The sequence below is a fragment of the Myroides sp. LJL116 genome (assembly GCF_054871685.1).
The window spans coordinates 133201-151154 of record NZ_JBTXLR010000006.1; the positions used below are offsets into that span (position 1 = coordinate 133201).

Below are 17954 nucleotides of genomic sequence, written 5' to 3' on the forward strand. Positions count from 1 at the left end.
AATGAAGAAAGTCTTATATCTTGTAATTGCCTCATTATTTCTTTTACAATCTAGCCAAGTTTTTGCTTGGGGTACAACAGGTCACCGTGTTGTTGCTGAAATTGCAGAAAGAAATTTAAGTAAAAAAGCAAAAAAACAATTAAAAGAAATCATTGGGAACCAACAACTTGCATATTGGTCAAACTGGCCTGATTTTGTAAAATCAGATCCTAATTTTAAATTTGCAGATAGCTGGCATTATGTAAATATGCCAAGTGGATTGGACAGAGCAGAATTTGACCAAAAGCTACAAGAATCTACAGATGCAAATGCTTATAAAAGATCTTTAGTTTTAATTGAAGAATTAAAAGACAAAAACCTTACAAAAGAGCAAAAGCAAGAAAAGCTTTATTTCTTAATTCATATTATAGGTGACTTACACCAACCAATGCACGTTGGAAGACCAGAGGATCTTGGTGGAAATAAAATCAAGGTGGAGTGGTTTAGAAAACCTACGAATCTGCATAGCTTATGGGATGCAGCACTAGTAGACTTTGATAAATACAGCTACACAGAATATGCTACTGTTTTAGATGTACATGGGAAGAAATACAATAAAGAAATTGCAAAAGGCGAGTTAGACGATTGGATTTATGAATCTTACACTATGGCAGAGCAATTATATAATAGTGTTGATTTAGATAATACTAGTTCTTTAAGTTTTGGTTACCATTACGATTATAAAGATACTGTAGAAGACTCTTTACTAAAAGGAGGAATAAGATTATCTGAAATCTTAAATGATATTTTTAAATAGTATTCAATAGATTATACCTTAAACAAAAGGCCCTAAGTTAAACTTAGGGCCTTTTGTTTTATATATCTTATACTATTCATTTATTATCTAGAATATCCACTCGAAGAAGAAGAGCTACTACTTGAGCTACTTGAACGATTATAGCTACTATTAGAGCTACTTGAACGATTATAACTACTATTTGAGCTGCTTGGGCGGTTATAACTATTATTTGAGCTACTTGGACGGCTATAACTACTATTTGAGCTGCTTGGGCGGTTATAACTACTATTTGAGCTACTTGGGCGATTATAACTACTATTTGAGCTACTTGGGCGGTTATAACTACTATTTGAGCTACTTGGGCGGTTGTAACTACTATTTGAGCTACTTGGGCGGTTGTAATTACTATTAGAGCTGCTTGGGCGGTTGTAATTACTATTAGAGTTGCTTGGGCGGTTATAACTACTATTTGAGCTACTTGGGCGGTTATAACTACTATTAGAGTTGCTTGGACGGCTATAACTACTATTTGAGCTACTTGGGCGACTTACATCATTTGTATTTTTTCTTGGCATATAAGTTCCACTTGAACTACTCGCTTTAGTATATTTATTACTTGAAGGGCGGTTATAACTACTATTGGAGAAATTAGAATTAGGAGATCCCCTGTCGTAAGTAATTTCATTGGAAAACTTACCATTGTTTCTATCATATCTATTAACGTAATTATAATCTTTATACCTGTTTCTAAAATCTCTACTAGGATATAAACGCTCATAATAATCATGGCGATTTCTATAATATAGACGTTGCGCTCTTGAGCTATATCTATATGGGTGATAGAAATAATTATTATTAAAGTTTATTTGGTTGTGTATATGCCCTATATAAATATTTGTTGCAAAGGGATTATAACTATAAAAATAGCTTGGATAGTATCCCCAATACCAAGAAGATGAATATGGAACATAAGAGTTAGACCACCACAAAGAAAACATAGGAGGAGTACTTACATAAACAGGTTCATAAATATAATTTGGTCCATATAAAAAGGAATTTCCTACCACTTGAATATTTATCTCTCCTCTTTTCTTTGTCTTTTCAACTTCAATAGTAGCTACATCCTGATACATATCTGCACCAAGAACGGCTTGTACAACAACTAAGTGAGTATTGGAGTCTACTAACTCAACAACACGCAAATAATCTACATAACCATCATCATTTAAGTCTAAATTAGAAATCCGTGCATTTGGGTCATTTAAACGAAATTCAAAATCCTCCAAACTTTTAGAATCACCAAAAATAGATGCTACAGCTTGTAAGTCTAAGTTATCACTTACATCAAAACTATTTGCAGTCACTGTTGTATTCTGAGCAATCCCTGGAAGGAGTCCCAAAAACAAAAACAACCTTACTATATATTTCTTCATTTTTATTCTTTTTAATTATACCTATAACACTAGCAATAAACATACCACAATATCAGCAAGTTAAGTAAAAACTATTCAAAATATTATAAACAATTCTTAAATAATCTTGGTCATCTATTAAAAAAGCTTAAAAAGCCATAATTAAATAGTATTTTCATAACTTAGATAAAAAGTCTGACTTTTTTACTAATTTTGTAATATATACATAGTTCTATGATTGAAAGAGAAGAAACGAATTTTGAACGTTCCATTATAGTTGGAATCATTACACAAGACCAAGACGAATCAAAACTAAAGGAGTACTTAGATGAGTTGGAGTTTCTAACTTATACAGCTGGAGGTCAAGTTTTCAAAAGGTTTTCACAAAAAATGGATAAACCAAATCCAAAAACTTTTGTTGGGACTGGAAAGATTGAAGAAATCCATAATTATATAGTAGAAAACAATATTCATACTGTAATTTTTGATGATGAGCTTACTCCTGCACAACAGAAAAACATATCGAAAATTCTAGACTGTAAAGTACTAGATAGAACCAATCTTATTTTAGATATTTTTGCTCAAAGAGCACAAACTTCATATGCTCGTACTCAAGTAGAACTAGCGCAATTCCAATACTTACTTCCGAGATTATCTGGAATGTGGACGCACTTAGAGCGCCAACGAGGAGGTATTGGAATGAGAGGTCCTGGAGAAACAGAAATTGAAACAGATAGAAGGATTGTTAGAGATAGAATTACTTTGTTGAGAGAGAAACTAAAAGTAATCGACAAGCAGATGGCTTCTCAAAGAGGAAACAGAGGTTCTATGATTAGAGTAGCGCTAGTAGGCTATACAAACGTAGGAAAATCGACTTTAATGAATGCTTTAGGTAAAAGTGAAGTGTTTGTAGAAAATAAACTGTTTGCCACTTTAGACACCACAGTAAGAAAAATAGTAATTGGTAATCTACCTTTCCTATTATCAGACACAGTTGGATTCATTCGTAAATTACCTACTCAACTAGTAGAATCTTTTAAAAGTACACTAGACGAAGTTAGAGAAGCAGATTTACTAATACATGTTGTTGATATCTCTCACCATGATTTTGAAAATCATATTGAATCAGTAAACCAGATCTTAAAAGATATTCAAAGTTTGGACAAGCCAACTTTAATGGTCTTTAATAAAATTGATGCTTACCAAGCAGAACATATAGAAGAAGATGATCTTGTAACAGAGAGAACAAATAGACATAATTCTATTGAAGATTGGAAAAAAACCTGGATGAATAAACTAGGTCCAAATAATACTGTATTTATCTCTGCTACGGAAAAGGAAAATTTCGAGGAATTTAAAAGAAAAGTATATGAAACAGTAAGAGAAATTCATATTACCAGATTCCCATATAACAATTTCCTTTATCCAGATTATGATCATTTACTAGAATCAGAAGAGGAATCAGAGGAAGAATAAATAGTTAAGCTACCTTTATTAGATCGTACTAAAAGAACGAATAGCTTAAAAACAGATCAAAAATAGAGGTAGATAGTTGATGTGTAGTTATGAAATTACCGTAAAAATGAAATATAATCATAACTAATACTACGTCAATTACTTATTAACTATTTTGATCTTATAATGGATTTTTTAATTAAAAATTAAGCATAAAATCCCCTTCTTAAAGAAGGAAAAAGAAATAAAAATCATTTTTTTAAAGGGTTGTACTAAAAAATTTATTACTTTTACCCACATCATAAAAAGATTATATGTATCAATCATTAAACAATAATAACTCTAATAATAATAATTTGAATTGTGTATTCGATTCGAAGGAGCTTTATATTGTTTATGATTTAAGTTAATTATATATTATTTCATTATCCGTTTAAAAGCTCCTCAATATGAGGAGCTTTTTTTTTACAACAAACACAACAAAAATTTAAAATACAATTAATTACCATGAGTAAAAAAGAAGTCTTAAAAACAGAAAAATCAATTTCATTAGTAAAACAAAGCTTTTCAGCAAAGTTATGTGATGCTTTGAACCTATACCCTATTTCATCTCCAATGATTGTAAGAGAAGGTACAGGTATTAATGACGATTTAAGTGGTTTAGAACGTGCAGTATCTTTTCCAGTTAAGTTTTTAGATGATAATAGAGCTGTAGTTGTTCATTCCTTAGCCAAATGGAAACGCATCAGACTTCAAGAGTTAAATTTAGATGCTCATGAGGGTATTTTAACTGATATGAAAGCATTAAGACCTGATGAAGAAACAAGTCCAATACACTCCATTTATGTAGATCAATGGGATTGGGAACTAAAAATTAATTCATCAGATAGAAACCTTTCTTATCTTCATGATGTTGTAAGTCGTATATATGACTCTTTGCTTTTTACAGAACAACGCGTATTTGAAGAATTTCAAATTGAACCAGTCTTACCAAAGAAACTAACTTTCATTCAAGCAGAAGAGGTTCTTAAGATGTTCCCAGATTTAAGTCCTAAAGATAGAGAACATGCAGTTGCTAAAAAATTTGGGGCTGTATTTATCATTGGAATTGGAAATAAGCTATCAGATGGACAACCACATGATAAACGCTCTGCAGATTATGATGACTGGACAACTCCAACAGAAAATGGTTATGTAGGTTTAAACGGAGACTTATTGGTTTGGGATCATGTTCATGGAAAGTCATTAGAACTATCTTCAATGGGAATACGAGTAGACAAAAAAGCTTTATTACACCAATTAGAATTAGGAGGATTACAAGATCGTGCTAGCCTTTTTTATCATAATCTGTTATTAGAAGATAAATTGCCATTATCCATTGGTGGAGGATTAGGACAATCTAGAATTTGCATGTTCTTATTAAAGAAACAACATATTGGAGAAGTACAAGCAAGTATTTGGCCGGAACATATTAAAGAAGAGGCGAAAGCAAATGGTATTCATCTATTATAGATAATAAAAAAAGGGTTCTAAATTAGAACCCTTTTTTTATTAAATATTTTTTCTTAGAACTTGTAATTCACACCAATTCCTAACATTTCTCTAACTTGAAATCCACTAAATGCTAAGTCATCATATATTGTTTGAAAAGTAAAATTAGTAGATAAGTACTTATTAATTGTCATTACAATATTTAACTGATAATCCATTACTACATTCTGTGGCTTGTCTAAATAGTTAGAGTATAGATTCAAGATATTCTCCATAGAAACATTTTCCATTAAGTCTAACTTATAATATCCTCCAATAGACAGTCCTAATTGATAAGCCATTGATTTACCTTGCTTAACTCCAAAAGACTCATGAAGTTCTGTAAAATGCTTATCTACAAAGATAAATCTTGAAGTAGCTGGTGCAATATTCACTTTTAAATTCTCTGACTTTTTCCAAAGTAAACCAGGTCCAATTTGCAAATAAGCAGGTGAGAAAAAGTGAGAATTCTTAACTCCTTCTTTATCAAAACCAGAATCCATTTGCGTCTTAAAATTCGCAAATGCAGAATAATACCAATTTCCTTTCATCTCTTTACCTAAAAGAGAGTTGATTTCTAATCTATCATCTGTTTTCTTATGCTCTTCTCCTTTAAGCTTTGTTAATCCATAATTAACAAAAAGCTTATTATCCCATGTCCAATCCTCTTTTGCATAATTTAGGTCATAATTTACATTAATATTACCTGATACAGAGTTATCTCCTCCTGCTTGCCAATTAGAGAAACTAGATTGATTCATTAAAAGTCCAATATGCCCTGAACTTTTCCATGGCTTTGCAATTTCTGATTCAACCTCTTCCTGTGCTTGTACAGTAGTAAAGGCTAAAAAGCTAAATAATCCAAAAATAATTTTTCTCATAGTGTTAATTTTTTTAGCAAAAATAACAACTAAACCCTTCAAATCAAAAATTAAGAATTACTTATTAACTTTTCTTTTAAAAATAGGAACTGCAGAACAGGCCTCTCCGAACATAACAGAGCGCGCATATTTACACATTTTATTTGTGGCTAAAACATAAGCCTCTTCTGGAATAGGCAATTTAGAACAACCTTTGATTATAACAGGCAGATCTTGATAAATACTAAAATCTAATTCATCAATAATATCCTGATACACCTTAGCATCTATTTGATCTTTAGTTCCTAAAAATACCTTAGCTGCTACTTCTTCTAAATGGCTAGCAATTAACATATAGGTCCATTGTGGCAAAATAGCATCTGTAGAGCAGTATAGGCCTACAAATGCGTCTTTATAAACGGACCAATCCATTTCTTTCAAAACGGCTCTGAATTCTTTTTCTCTTAGAACAAAACCTTCATAAAGCCACTGAGAAATGTCAATATCTAAACGTTGATTCTTCGGATAGTAATCCTCTAAATCAAAAACTTTTAGAATACTATTGGCAACCTTATTTACGATTTCTGTTTCCATAATTATAACATCCCTAATTCTAACTTAGCTTCTTCACTCATAAGATCTTTTGTCCAAGCAGGTTCGAAAGTTAACTCTACTTCTACTTCTTTTACTTGGTCAATTGATTTTACTTTTTCCTCTACCTCTACAGGTAATGACTCTGCCACAGGACAGTTTGGAGAAGTTAAAGTCATTAATATTTTAACGTCGTAATTTTCATTTACAAAAACATCATAGATTAATCCTAATTCATAAATATCAACAGGAATCTCTGGATCAAATATGGTTTTTAATACAGATACTATATTCTCTCCTAATTGCTGAACATCTAATTCTTGCATAACTTTTCTCTTTATTTATTACTGCTTTGCTTGATAAGCTAAAGCATACATTCTTATTTGCTTAATCATAGAAACTAAACCATTCGCACGCGTTGGTGATAAGTGTTCTTTTAATCCAATTTCATCAATAAAATCAAGATTCGCATCTAATATATCTTGGGAAGATTGTCCTGAAAATACACGAATTAAAATTGCAATGATCCCTTTGGTTAAAATTGCATCACTATTTGCGGTAAAAAATATTTTACCATCTTTTTGCTCTGCATGCATCCATACTTGACTTTGACACCCCTTGATCAAATTCTCATCTACTTGGTATTGGGGATCAATCAAAGGCAAATTTTTACCTAAGTCTATAATGTATTCATAGCGTTGCATCCAATCCTCAAACATAGAGAATTCATCAATAATCTCTTCTTGTGTTTCTTTGATTGTCATAATATTTTTAATTTAATATAATTCTTATTTCGATTAAGATAACATCATCTGTGCTTTCTTAACTGCCTCTACTAAAAGATCTATTTCATGTTTAGTATTATAAAAGCTAAAAGAAGCTCTAATAGTACCAGGAATTTTAAAAAAGTCCATAATTGGCTGAGTACAATGATGTCCTGTACGCACAGCTATACCTAATTTATCTACAATTACCCCAACATCATAAGGGTGAATACCCTCTAAGTTAAAAGAAATCACCGATGCTTTTTGTTTTGCTGTTCCATAAATTTTCAGCCCTGGAATCTCTAAAAGCTTTTCTGTTCCATAATCCAGAAGTTCCTGCTCATAAGCATGAATATTATCAAATCCTATTTCATTCATATAGTCTAAAGCATATCCAAGAGCAATACCTCCACAAATATTAGGGGTACCAGCTTCAAATTTATGAGGTAAACAAGCATAAGTTGTATGCTCAAAGGTTACTGTTTTAATCATCTCCCCTCCCCCTTGGTATGGAGGAAGCAAATTTAACCATTTTTCTTTACCATATAGGACTCCTGTTCCTGTTGGTCCACATACTTTATGGCCTGAGAAAACATAAAAATCACAATCTAATTCTTGTACATCGGGCTTTAAATGTGGTGTTGCTTGTGCACCATCAATCAAAATAGCAGCACCATGTGAATGCGCTTTTTCAATGATTTGTTTTATAGGGTTAACAGTACCTAAAGCATTGGAAATATGAGTTACAGCAACAATCTTAGTATTACTGTTTATCAAAGTATCTAAATCATCTAATACTAATTCTCCTTCTTGGTTCATTGGTATAACTTTAAGAGTAGCACCAGAACGTTGAGCAGCAAACTGCCAAGGAACTATGTTAGAATGGTGTTCTAAATAAGAAATCAAAATTTCATCGCCAGGTTTTAGCATACTACCAAATCCATTTGCTACTAAATTAATACCAAAAGTAGTACCAGAGGTAAAAATAACTTCATGTAAATGTTCTGCATTAACATGATTTTTCACCTTCTCTCTAGCAAGCTCATAGGCGTCTGTTGCAAGTTGACTTAAAGTATGAACTCCTCTATGAATATTTGCATTAATAGTTTGATAGTAATTTATAATTGCTTGTTCAACAACTAAAGGCTTTTGAGAAGTTGCTGCATTATCAAAATATACTAAAGGTTTTCCATTCACCATTTCTTTTAGAATTGGAAAATCTTCTCTTATAGCTTCTATATCTAACATATTACTCTTCATTTAATTAGAAAAACATCTCTGGAAATAATTACAAAGACAAATTTAATAGCAAAGATAAGGATAAGTAAACTTTAGACTACATAATTATAATTTAAAATTAATCTAAATATGTTTTGCATGATTTCAAAAAGATTCTACATTTGCAGTAATTTAGATTTATATTAAATAAGAATAACGATGAGAAAACTTAGTTTACTTCTTTTTAGTACCCTATTATTTATAGGTTGCCAACAAAAAAACATGTCACAAGACCAACCACAAGAACGTATCGTTTCTTTGAATGGTGCTATAACGGAAATCCTTGCAGAATTAGATCAAACTGATAATATTGTTGGTGTTGATGTAACAAGTACTTATCCAGAAAAAATAAAAGAGAAAGCACAGGATTTAGGCCATGCAACAAAGATTAGTGTAGAGAGTATTCTGGCTTTACAACCTACTACTCTTTATGCAACCAAAGCAGATTTAAATCAACAAGCCATTGAACAATTGTCTAATGCTGGAATTCATGTTGAAATTGTCGAGCAAAATTTCTCTTTAGATGGTACAAAACAAATGATCCAAGATGTAGCTAGATCTTTAAACAATACATCTTATAATGATATTTTAGCTAATATTGACACTCAAGTTAAAGGGATTACTCCACTATCGCCACAGCCTAAAGTACTTTTTATTTACGCTCGTGGAGCAGGTACTCTAATGGTTGCAGGGCAAAATACTCCTTTAGATACTATGATTACTTTAGCAGGTGGTCAAAACGCTGTACAAGGTTTCGATAATTATAAACCATTAACTCCAGAATCTCTATTGAATGCAAATCCTGATTACATTTTAATGTTTTCTACTGGTTTACAAAGTCTAGGTGGTGAGCAAGGTATTTTACAAATAGAAGGTATTTCACAAACTAACGCAGGAAAGAATAATAAAATAATTGTAATGGATGGTCAATTATTAAGTGGATTCGGACCAAGAGTAGGTCAAGCTATTTTAGAATTAAACCAACAATTAGCCCAATAGAAATTAGCTAGCATGCAAACTAAATTAACTTATTACATAATTATCTTAACCCTTACCTTACTAGTATTAACCGTACTATGTATGTTTTTAGGTGTATATCATTTTGAACATAGCATTTGGGATACTATATGGAGTATAGTTTCAAATCAGCAAAATATACCTGTAAGTGACAAATATGTTTTAGTAGATCTTAGATTGCCAAGAGTTCTTACTGCTATTTTAATTGGTTCAGCATTATCTATATGTGGTACAAGCTTACAAGGTTTATTTAAAAACCCTCTAGCCTCTCCAGATTTAATAGGTGTAACGGCTGGTGCAGTCTTGTTCGCAGCAGTTACAATTGTATTAGGTTCTTATTTTAAAGACTTTCTACCTGAAATAATACGCTATTCAATCTTAAGTATAATGAGCTTTCTTGGTGCTATTATAACTATGAGTATTGTCTATAAAATATCTACCGATAAAGGTAAAACCAATATTTCCATACTCCTACTAAGTGGTGTAGCTATCGGAGCAATTAGTGGTTCTATTACTGGTTTACTTACCTATATTTCCACAGATGAAGAGCTAAGAAACCTAACTTTTTGGACCTTAGGGAGTCTGGCAGGAGCTACTTGGTCTAAAGTAACTATGTTAACTATAGTAATAGTACCATGCGTTGGGATATTGATTACTAAGGGAAAAGCCCTAAATGCAATGATGCTTGGAGAAAAAGATGCTATTCATCTAGGAATAAAAGTAGAAAAAGTAAAAAAACAAATCATTATTCTTAGCGCCTTAATGGTAGGAACATGTGTCGCTTTTACAGGTACTATAGGTTTTGTAGGTCTGATCATTCCTTACATTTTACGTTTATTATTTTCGTCAAATTATTATATTATACTACCACTATCAGCGATTAGTGGCGCAATTTTAGTACTTGTTGCAGATACGATAAGTCGTACTTTATTACCTCCATCTGAAATTCCAATTGGTATATTAACCTCAATGATTGGAGCTCCTGTCTTTATTGCTATTCTAATTCGTTTTAAAAAGTCTCTATAAAGTATGATTCAAGCACATAAAATAAACTTTAAAACAAAGAAATCCTTTTTAATCAAGGACATTGATTTTCAATGTTCTCCAGGAGAATTTATTGCAGTAATAGGCCCAAATGGAGCTGGTAAATCCACCTTTATGAATTTGCTGTCCAATGAGATAGAACAACAAGGAAATAAAATCCTTTTCAAATCTTGTCCTTATAAGAAGTGGTGTAGCGAGGAGTTATCTAAGCATAAGACCAAATTTTCTCAGTCTTTTACCCAGGATATTCCTTTAAGTGTGCAACAAGTAGTTTTAATGGGTAGGTATCCTTATTTTGATAGTAACCCAACCCCGGAAGACCTACATGTAGTACAACAAACCATGGAATGTCTGGATATTTGTAAATTTAAGGACAGACAATACAATCACCTCTCAGGAGGTGAGAAACAACGAGTACATTTAGCAAGAGTATTGGCTCAGCTAAATAACTCCATTGATAATAAATTACTGTTCTTGGATGAACCATTAAATAATTTAGATGTTTTACATCAACATCGCATCTTAGAATTAATCAAAGAATTTACCGCATTAGGTAACACTGCAATTGTTATTATCCATGATTTAAATATTGCTGGACAATTTGCAGATAAAATATTACTTTTAGATCAAGGAAAAAAGATTTGCTTTGATCAACCAAACAAGGTGCTGAATGAGGAATTACTTACCAAAGTATACCAATTCCCTTGTAAAGTAATTTCACACCCAGTAAATAACAACCCGCTAATTTTATTTGGCGCATAAAATTTTCATATGAACACAGAAACTCTAGAATTAAAGAAACGTTGGGAAGCTCTTAAAACCGAAAATCCACATCTACGTATTAGAAATGCAGCTCAACAATTAGGTGTAAGTGAATTAGACTTAATTGCAACACAAGTTGGAGAAAACGTAATTGTTTTAAATCCTGAATTCCAAGCTATTTTATCCCAAGTACAAAAACTTGGAAAAGTAATGGCATTAACCAGAAATGATGATTGTGTACACGAAAGAAAAGGAATTTATGAAAACCCTGACTTCTCTTCCCCTCATGCAGGACTTTTCGTAAATCCAGATATAGATCTTAGAATTTTCCTTGGCCAATGGGCTTATGGTTTTGCTGTAATCGAAGGAGAAGCAGATAAACAAAGAAAATCATTACAGTTTTTCGGAAAACAAGGTCAAGCATTACATAAAATATACTTAACTGAACAAAGTAACTCACAAGAGTTTGATAGCTTAGTTAATACTTTTAAGGCAAAAGAGCAATACCAAGTATTCCCACTTACGGCTGCTGCTGGACCTCGAGGAGAGTTCCCAGATGCACAAATCGATCAAGAAGCTTTTGCTCAAGCATGGAAAGACTTAAAAGATACACACGACTTTTATATGCTACTTGCTAAGTTTAAAGTAACAAGAACTCAAGCTTTACGCTTAGCTCCTGATAGCTACTATGCAAAGCAAATAAACAAAGATTCTATAGTTACAATGCTTGAAAAAGCAGTTGATACAAAAACACCTATTATGGTTTTTGTTGGCAATAAAGGAATCATCCAAATCCACACTGGACAAATTTTTAAAACAATGTGGCACCAACAATGGTTTAACATCATGGATCCAGATTTTAATATGCATCTTGCAATGGATAAAATCCACCAAGTATGGGTAGTAAGAAAACCAACTGTAGATGGAATAGTTACTTCTATCGAAGTATTTGACAAAGAAGGAGAGATAATTGTACAATTCTTTGGTCAAAGAAAACCAGGTATTCCAGAGTTAGAACAATGGAAAGATATCGTTGATACACTAGTATAAAAATAAAAAAGCGGGTTATACCCGCTTTTTTTTATTTACATCTAACAAGAGTATATAATTAGTAAAAAACATACCTTTCAAAAAACCATAACCTCCATTCACATTGGCACAAGCGAATTTTTGGAATTAGCAAAAATAGTTATTAACATTTATTTGATAACTATCCGGATTTATTTGAAAAAAAATTTGATATTGATAATAGCTAATTGTAGCTTAGCTAAAATAAGCTTTGGGATACTGGCAAAAATCAAACACATGTTAATCAAGTGTTTATAATTAAACCAAGAGTCAATATCCTATTTAAACAAGTTTAAGCTTAAAGAAAAAACAGAATTTAAAACATAATAATTGCTATGTCTATTTTTGATAAGAGAGTTAACTATAAACCGTTTGAATATCCAGGTGTTTACCAATTCACTGAGGCTATAAACAAATCTTTTTGGGTTCATAGTGAAGTAGATTTCACAGCGGACACTCAAGATTTTCATTCCCATCTAACTTCCCAAGAACAAAAGGCAATAAAGCATAGTTTACTAGCAATCGCTCAAATTGAAGTTGCAGTAAAGACTTTTTGGGGAAACTTATATTTACATTTTCCAAAGCCAGAATTCAATGGATTAGGAAGTACATTTGCCGAATGTGAGTTTAGACACTCAGAAGCTTACTCAAGACTTTTAGATGTCTTAGGCTATAATGATGAGTTTGAAGAGCTATTAACAATACCGGTTATAAAACAACGTGTAGATTATTTATCGAGTGTTTTAGAAAATTCTTCTAATAACACAGACAAAAAGAAATACGTAGTTTCTCTTATTCTGTTTTCCTTATTAATTGAAAACGTTTCTTTATTTAGTCAATTCGCGATCATTCTTTCTTTTACTAGATTTAAAGGATTAATGAAAAACGTAAGCAATATTATTGCTTGGACTTCTGTAGATGAACAAGTACATGCCAATGCAGGTATATACATCATTAATATTATACGTGAAGAGTTCCCAGATTTCTTTGATCAAGAGCTTATCGATCATGTAAATGATGTAATCAAAAAATCTATTGAAATTGAAAGTGAAATTTTAGATTGGATCTTTGAAACTGGAGAAATTGAAACGGTTAATAAAAAGGATCTATTGAACTTTATGAAGTTTAGAGTAGATGAAAGCATGCTAAAGATTGGTTTAGATAAAGTCTTTCATATCACTCAAGAACAATATAAACCAATGGCATGGTTTGAAGAAGAAGTATTTGCTAATAGCTTAGACGATTTCTTTGCAAAAAGGCCAGTTGATTATACAAAACACGATAAATCAATCTCTGCAGACGATTTATTTTAATCCACAATTCTTTAACCTTTTGAACGATACTAATATGAATACTTTACCTCTTATAGATCAAGAAAACACTAATTCTCAATTTGAAAAACTATGGTGGAAAAACTCCGAAAGTGAGCAAATTCTAAACCGTGGTTATTTATTAAAAGGAGAAACAGTAGAAGGTGCAATTGATCGAATTTGTACTGCAGCTGCTAAGCGACTATATAAGCCAGAATTAAAAGAATCTTTCCAAGAAATGATTGAACGTGGTTGGATGAGTTTAAGTTCTCCAATCTGGGCAAATATGGGTACAGAAAGAGGTTTGCCTATTTCATGCTTTAATGTACATATTCCAGATAGTATTGAAGGAATTACGCATAAATTAGGTGAAGTAATTATGCAAACTAAGATTGGTGGTGGTACATCAGGTTATTTTGGTAATTTAAGAGAAAGAGGTAGTGCAGTAACAGATAATGGAAAAAGTAGTGGAGCTGTTAGCTTTATGAAGTTATTTGATACAGCAATGGATACTATTTCACAAGGTGGTGTTAGAAGAGGAGCTTTTGCAGCTTACTTAGATATTGATCATCCAGATTGTGAGGAGTTCTTACAAATAAAAAATATTGGTAATCCAATCCAAAACTTGTTCTATGGAGTTTGTATTCCTGACTATTGGATGCAAGAAATGATAGATGGAGACCAAGAAAAAAGAAGCTTATGGGCAAAAGTTCTAGAAAGCAGACAACAAAAAGGAATGCCATATTTATTTTTCTCGGATAATGTAAATGGACATAAACCTCAAGTATATAAAGACTTGAACATGCGTGTGAACGCTAGTAACTTATGTTCTGAGATTATGTTACCATCCTCTGAAGATGAATCTTTCATTTGTTGTTTATCTTCTATGAACCTTGAGTTATATGATGAGTGGAAAGATACAGAAGCTGTTAAACTTGCTATTTATTTCTTAGATGCTGTTTTACAAGAATTTATTGAAAAAACGGAAGGTAACTACTACTTAGCTTCAGCTAATCGCTTTGCTAAAAGACATAGAGCACTAGGATTAGGTGTGTTAGGATGGCATTCTTACTTACAAAAGAACATGATTCCTTTTGAAGGTTTAGAAGCAAAAATGCTAACAAATAAGATCTTTGCAGATATTAGCGCTAAAGCAGATAAAGCATCTCAGGACTTAGCTAGAATTTACGGAGAGCCTGAATTATTGAAAGGTTATGGTAGAAGAAATACCACTACAATGGCTATTGCACCTACTACATCCTCTTCGGCTATTTTAGGACAAACTTCCCCTGGTATTGAACCTTTCAGTAGTAACTATTACAAAGCTGGTTTAGCTAAAGGTAACTTTATGAGAAAGAATAAATATCTAACAGCTTTATTAGAGCAAAAAGGTATTGACAATGAGGAAACATGGAGAAACATTATGTTATCTGGAGGAAGTGTTCAGCAATTAGCAGAACTAACGGAAGAAGAAAAAGCAGTTTTCAAAACATTTAAAGAAATCAGCCAGTTGGAATTAATTCAACAAGCTGCAATCCGACAAAAATACGTTGATCAATCTCAAAGTTTAAACCTTAATATTCCATCGGCTTTACCTATTAAAGACGTTAATAAGTTAATGATCGAGGCATGGAAACTTGGAGTTAAAACACTATACTACCAACGTAGTCAAAGTGTTTCTAAAGAAATGGTTACCAACTTAGTGAATTGTTCAGCTTGTGAAGCATAAAATAAAAAAGACAAAAGGTTATTTCTAAAAGAGATAACCTTTTGTCTTTTAAAAGCCTTTTAAGCAAGTTTTAAGCCTTGTTTAAAACAACAAACCCAAAGGGATGGCGAATTAAAATAAAGTCATTAAAAGCTAGATATATCGAATAAAAAAAGGAACCATGATTATGGTTCCTTTTTTTATATATATTGGTTTGCTTCCTATAGATCTAAATCCATTGAAACACCTAATTTCTTTCCGATAATAGCAGAAACTTTAGTTTTAAGTTCTGGTATACGAATTGACTCTAAAACCTCTTCTGTAAATGCATACATAAGTAAAGCTTTAGCTTCTTTTTTACCAATACCACGTTGGCGCATATAGAATAAAGCATCCATATCTAATTGTCCAATAGTACAACCGTGAGAACATTTCACATCATCTGCAAAAATTTCCAACTGTGGTTTAGCGTAAATAGTAGCCTTATCTGTAAGTAAGATGTTATTATTCTTCTGAAAACCATCCGTTTTCTGAGCAATCTTATCTACAAAAATCTTACCGTTGAAAACACCAACAGAGCTATCATCATATATCCCTTTATAATTTTGGTGACTCTCACAATTTGGTTGATTATGAGAAACTAAAGTATAATGGTCAACATGTTGTTTTCCACCAATCAAAGTAATTCCTTTTAACGTACTATCAATATGTTCTCCATTTTGGTAATAGTTTAAGTTATTACGAGTTACTTTACCTCCAAAACTAAATGTATGTACACTTACTCTTGTATCATCTTTTTGATCAATAAATGTATTGTCAATTAATGATCCTGTTAAAGCATCATCTTGAAGTTTATAGTAATCTACATTTGCTCTTTTTTCAGCAAAAATCTCAGTTACTGCGTTAGTTACAACGTTAGACTGACCGATATTTTGATGACGCTCATAGATTTGAACGAAAGCATTTTCTTTTACAATTACTAAGTTTCTAGGCTGTAAAAACAAAGCACTATCTTCCGATGTAGAAATATAAATGATTTGAATAGGCTTAGATACTTCTTTGCTCTTACCTACAGTAATAAATACACCTTCATTAGCAAAGGCAGTATTTAAAGCAGTTAAACTGTCTTGTTTATCTGTAGTTGTGTTATAGTATGTTTCAATTTCTTGCTTAAACTTATCTTGACTTAAAGCCTCAGACATCAAACAAATCTCTACACCTTCTTGCTCTGAAACTTCAGATAATTCTTTACAATAAACACCATTAATAAAAACTAGTTTATGGCTATCTGTATCTTGTAATACATATGGCTTAACTAATTCTAAATCGATAGATACTTCTTGTTTAGAAAGGTTAAATTCGTTATTCAATGTCGCGTTTAAGGAAGTAAACTTCCAAGCTTCCACTTTCTTTGTTGGAAAGCCTTTATCACTAAATGTTTTTAATGCTTGAGAACGAATATCTTTTAAAGCAGCATGTTCAGCGCTTAATGACTTTTCAAAAGCATCAAAAGAAGTTATTAATTTATCTTTAAATTCCATGTTTTTTCAATTAGATTAATATGATTAAAAATTTTAGATCTCAACTACTATAAAGAGTCTTTAATCCAATCATATCCTTTTTCTTCTAATTCTAACGCTAATTCTTTACCACCTGTTTTAACGATTTTTCCATCATATAAAACGTGTACAAAATCAGGTACAATATAGTCTAATAGACGTTGGTAGTGCGTAATTAAAATCACAGCATTATCTTCGCTTTTTAGCTTATTTACACCGTTTGCAACAATTCTTAATGCATCAATATCTAATCCTGAATCTGTTTCATCCAAAATAGCGATTTTTGGATCTAACATAGCCATTTGGAAAATTTCGTTTCTCTTTTTCTCACCACCTGAGAATCCCTCATTTAATGAACGAGATAAGAATTTTCTATCGATTTCTAATAATTCTGCTTTTTCTTTAATTTTCTTAAGCATCTCATTAGCAGGCATTTCCTCTAATCCTTGTGCTTTTCTTGTTTCATTAATTGCTGTTCTAACAAAGTTAGTAACAGAAACACCTGGAATCTCTACAGGGTATTGGAACGATAAGAAGATTCCTTTGTGAGCTCTTTCCTCTGGATCTAACTCTACTAACTCTTCATTATCTAAAATGATTTCACCTTGAGTAACTTCGAAAGCTTCATTTCCTGCAATAACAGCAGATAATGTACTCTTTCCAGCACCGTTAGGTCCCATAATAGCGTGAACTTCACCTGGTTTAACTTCTAAGTTAATTCCTTTTAATATTTCTTTATCGTCAACACTTGCGTGTAAATTTTTTATCTGTAACATAAGATTTTATATTTTTATTTGTGAGAATGTAGTTTGAAATTA

At 31.9% G+C, this 17954-nt stretch carries 17 protein-coding genes; 9 read left to right on the forward strand and 8 right to left on the reverse strand.

Annotated features, from left to right (window positions below; genetic code table 11):
• The first annotated feature begins 1 nt into the window (after position 1).
• Entirely contained in the window at positions 2–796 is a 795-nt protein-coding gene (locus ACYSNM_RS06965) for a S1/P1 nuclease (protein WP_461756227.1), read from the forward strand.
• An 83-nt stretch (positions 797–879) separates the two neighbouring features.
• On the opposite strand, the gene ACYSNM_RS06970 is transcribed toward ACYSNM_RS06965, so the two are convergent.
• Positions 880–2211 (reverse strand): hypothetical protein, encoded by a 1332-nt coding sequence (locus ACYSNM_RS06970; protein WP_461756228.1) that lies wholly within the window; start codon positions 2209–2211, stop codon positions 880–882.
• A gap of 213 nt (positions 2212–2424) precedes the next feature.
• Between ACYSNM_RS06970 and hflX the strand changes: the two genes are divergently transcribed.
• Both hflX and asnA read left to right on the forward strand, forming a co-directional pair.
• Positions 2425–3666 (forward strand): GTPase HflX, encoded by a 1242-nt coding sequence (gene hflX / locus ACYSNM_RS06975; RefSeq protein ID WP_461756229.1) that lies wholly within the window; start codon positions 2425–2427, stop codon positions 3664–3666.
• A gap of 486 nt (positions 3667–4152) precedes the next feature.
• On the forward strand, positions 4153–5157 hold the full coding sequence (gene asnA / locus ACYSNM_RS06980; RefSeq protein ID WP_461756230.1) for an aspartate--ammonia ligase: 1005 nt from the start codon (positions 4153–4155) through the stop codon (positions 5155–5157).
• Positions 5158–5210: 53 nt separating this feature from the next.
• Here asnA and ACYSNM_RS06985 read toward each other — a convergent pair whose 3' ends face one another.
• Genes ACYSNM_RS06985 through ACYSNM_RS07005 form a run of 5 tightly spaced genes read right to left on the reverse strand, consistent with a single transcriptional unit; the run spans position 5211 to position 8638 of the window.
• On the reverse strand, positions 5211–6056 hold the full coding sequence (locus tag ACYSNM_RS06985) for a DUF3078 domain-containing protein (RefSeq protein ID WP_461756231.1): 846 nt from the start codon (positions 6054–6056) through the stop codon (positions 5211–5213).
• A gap of 57 nt (positions 6057–6113) precedes the next feature.
• A complete protein-coding gene (locus ACYSNM_RS06990; RefSeq protein WP_461756232.1) occupies positions 6114–6629 on the reverse strand; it encodes a DUF2480 family protein in 516 nt (171 codons plus the stop codon).
• Positions 6630–6631: 2 nt separating this feature from the next.
• A complete protein-coding gene (locus ACYSNM_RS06995) occupies positions 6632–6952 on the reverse strand; it encodes an iron-sulfur cluster assembly protein (RefSeq protein ID WP_461754463.1) in 321 nt (106 codons plus the stop codon).
• 18 nt (positions 6953–6970) lie between these two features.
• Positions 6971–7390, reverse strand: coding sequence for a SufE family protein (locus tag ACYSNM_RS07000; RefSeq protein WP_461754464.1), 420 nt, complete (start codon positions 7388–7390; stop codon positions 6971–6973).
• A gap of 33 nt (positions 7391–7423) precedes the next feature.
• Positions 7424–8638 (reverse strand): aminotransferase class V-fold PLP-dependent enzyme, encoded by a 1215-nt coding sequence (locus ACYSNM_RS07005; RefSeq protein WP_461756233.1) that lies wholly within the window; start codon positions 8636–8638, stop codon positions 7424–7426.
• Positions 8639–8890: 252 nt separating this feature from the next.
• On the opposite strand from ACYSNM_RS07005, the gene ACYSNM_RS07010 reads away from it, so the two are divergent.
• From ACYSNM_RS07010 to ACYSNM_RS07035, 6 genes are all read left to right on the forward strand, one after another.
• Positions 8891–9667 carry a heme/hemin ABC transporter substrate-binding protein gene (locus ACYSNM_RS07010; protein WP_461756234.1) on the forward strand — a complete coding sequence of 259 codons (777 nt, stop codon included), beginning with the start codon at positions 8891–8893 and terminating at the stop codon, positions 9665–9667.
• Positions 9668–9679: 12 nt separating this feature from the next.
• The gene (locus ACYSNM_RS07015) at positions 9680–10711 is read left to right on the forward strand and encodes a FecCD family ABC transporter permease (RefSeq protein ID WP_461756235.1); all 1032 of its coding nucleotides are present in this window, start codon (positions 9680–9682) and stop codon (positions 10709–10711) included.
• Positions 10712–10714: 3 nt separating this feature from the next.
• Positions 10715–11491 carry a heme ABC transporter ATP-binding protein gene (locus ACYSNM_RS07020; protein WP_461756236.1) on the forward strand — a complete coding sequence of 259 codons (777 nt, stop codon included), beginning with the start codon at positions 10715–10717 and terminating at the stop codon, positions 11489–11491.
• A gap of 9 nt (positions 11492–11500) precedes the next feature.
• The gene (locus ACYSNM_RS07025; protein ID WP_461756237.1) at positions 11501–12541 is read left to right on the forward strand and encodes a hemin-degrading factor; all 1041 of its coding nucleotides are present in this window, start codon (positions 11501–11503) and stop codon (positions 12539–12541) included.
• A gap of 353 nt (positions 12542–12894) precedes the next feature.
• Entirely contained in the window at positions 12895–13872 is a 978-nt protein-coding gene (locus tag ACYSNM_RS07030) for a ribonucleotide-diphosphate reductase subunit beta (protein WP_461756238.1), read from the forward strand.
• Positions 13873–13906: 34 nt separating this feature from the next.
• On the forward strand, positions 13907–15598 hold the full coding sequence (locus ACYSNM_RS07035; protein WP_461754471.1) for a ribonucleoside-diphosphate reductase subunit alpha: 1692 nt from the start codon (positions 13907–13909) through the stop codon (positions 15596–15598).
• Positions 15599–15798: 200 nt separating this feature from the next.
• On the opposite strand, the gene sufD is transcribed toward ACYSNM_RS07035, so the two are convergent.
• Positions 15799–17118: a Fe-S cluster assembly protein SufD gene (sufD, locus tag ACYSNM_RS07040; RefSeq protein ID WP_461754472.1), complete on the reverse strand. Its 1320-nt coding sequence runs from the start codon at positions 17116–17118 to the stop codon at positions 15799–15801.
• 47 nt (positions 17119–17165) lie between these two features.
• Positions 17166–17912: a Fe-S cluster assembly ATPase SufC gene (gene sufC, locus ACYSNM_RS07045; protein ID WP_461756239.1), complete on the reverse strand. Its 747-nt coding sequence runs from the start codon at positions 17910–17912 to the stop codon at positions 17166–17168.
• Positions 17913–17954 lie beyond the last annotated feature (42 nt).

What these genes read in the sequence shown, in the direction of transcription:
- ACYSNM_RS06965 (WP_461756227.1), top strand. Translation starts at nt 2, where the DNA reads ATGAAGAAAGTCTTATATCTTGTAATTGCCTCATTATTTCTTTTACAA.
- ACYSNM_RS06970 (WP_461756228.1), bottom strand. Translation starts at nt 2,211, where the DNA reads ATGAAGAAATATATAGTAAGGTTGTTTTTGTTTTTGGGACTCCTTCCA.
- hflX (WP_461756229.1), top strand. Translation starts at nt 2,425, where the DNA reads ATGATTGAAAGAGAAGAAACGAATTTTGAACGTTCCATTATAGTTGGA.
- asnA (WP_461756230.1), top strand. Translation starts at nt 4,153, where the DNA reads ATGAGTAAAAAAGAAGTCTTAAAAACAGAAAAATCAATTTCATTAGTA.
- ACYSNM_RS06985 (WP_461756231.1), bottom strand. Translation starts at nt 6,056, where the DNA reads ATGAGAAAAATTATTTTTGGATTATTTAGCTTTTTAGCCTTTACTACT.
- ACYSNM_RS06990 (WP_461756232.1), bottom strand. Translation starts at nt 6,629, where the DNA reads ATGGAAACAGAAATCGTAAATAAGGTTGCCAATAGTATTCTAAAAGTT.
- ACYSNM_RS06995 (WP_461754463.1), bottom strand. Translation starts at nt 6,952, where the DNA reads ATGCAAGAATTAGATGTTCAGCAATTAGGAGAGAATATAGTATCTGTA.
- ACYSNM_RS07000 (WP_461754464.1), bottom strand. Translation starts at nt 7,390, where the DNA reads ATGACAATCAAAGAAACACAAGAAGAGATTATTGATGAATTCTCTATG.
- ACYSNM_RS07005 (WP_461756233.1), bottom strand. Translation starts at nt 8,638, where the DNA reads ATGTTAGATATAGAAGCTATAAGAGAAGATTTTCCAATTCTAAAAGAA.
- ACYSNM_RS07010 (WP_461756234.1), top strand. Translation starts at nt 8,891, where the DNA reads ATGTCACAAGACCAACCACAAGAACGTATCGTTTCTTTGAATGGTGCT.
- ACYSNM_RS07015 (WP_461756235.1), top strand. Translation starts at nt 9,680, where the DNA reads ATGCAAACTAAATTAACTTATTACATAATTATCTTAACCCTTACCTTA.
- ACYSNM_RS07020 (WP_461756236.1), top strand. Translation starts at nt 10,715, where the DNA reads ATGATTCAAGCACATAAAATAAACTTTAAAACAAAGAAATCCTTTTTA.
- ACYSNM_RS07025 (WP_461756237.1), top strand. Translation starts at nt 11,501, where the DNA reads ATGAACACAGAAACTCTAGAATTAAAGAAACGTTGGGAAGCTCTTAAA.
- ACYSNM_RS07030 (WP_461756238.1), top strand. Translation starts at nt 12,895, where the DNA reads ATGTCTATTTTTGATAAGAGAGTTAACTATAAACCGTTTGAATATCCA.
- ACYSNM_RS07035 (WP_461754471.1), top strand. Translation starts at nt 13,907, where the DNA reads ATGAATACTTTACCTCTTATAGATCAAGAAAACACTAATTCTCAATTT.
- sufD (WP_461754472.1), bottom strand. Translation starts at nt 17,118, where the DNA reads ATGGAATTTAAAGATAAATTAATAACTTCTTTTGATGCTTTTGAAAAG.
- sufC (WP_461756239.1), bottom strand. Translation starts at nt 17,912, where the DNA reads ATGTTACAGATAAAAAATTTACACGCAAGTGTTGACGATAAAGAAATA.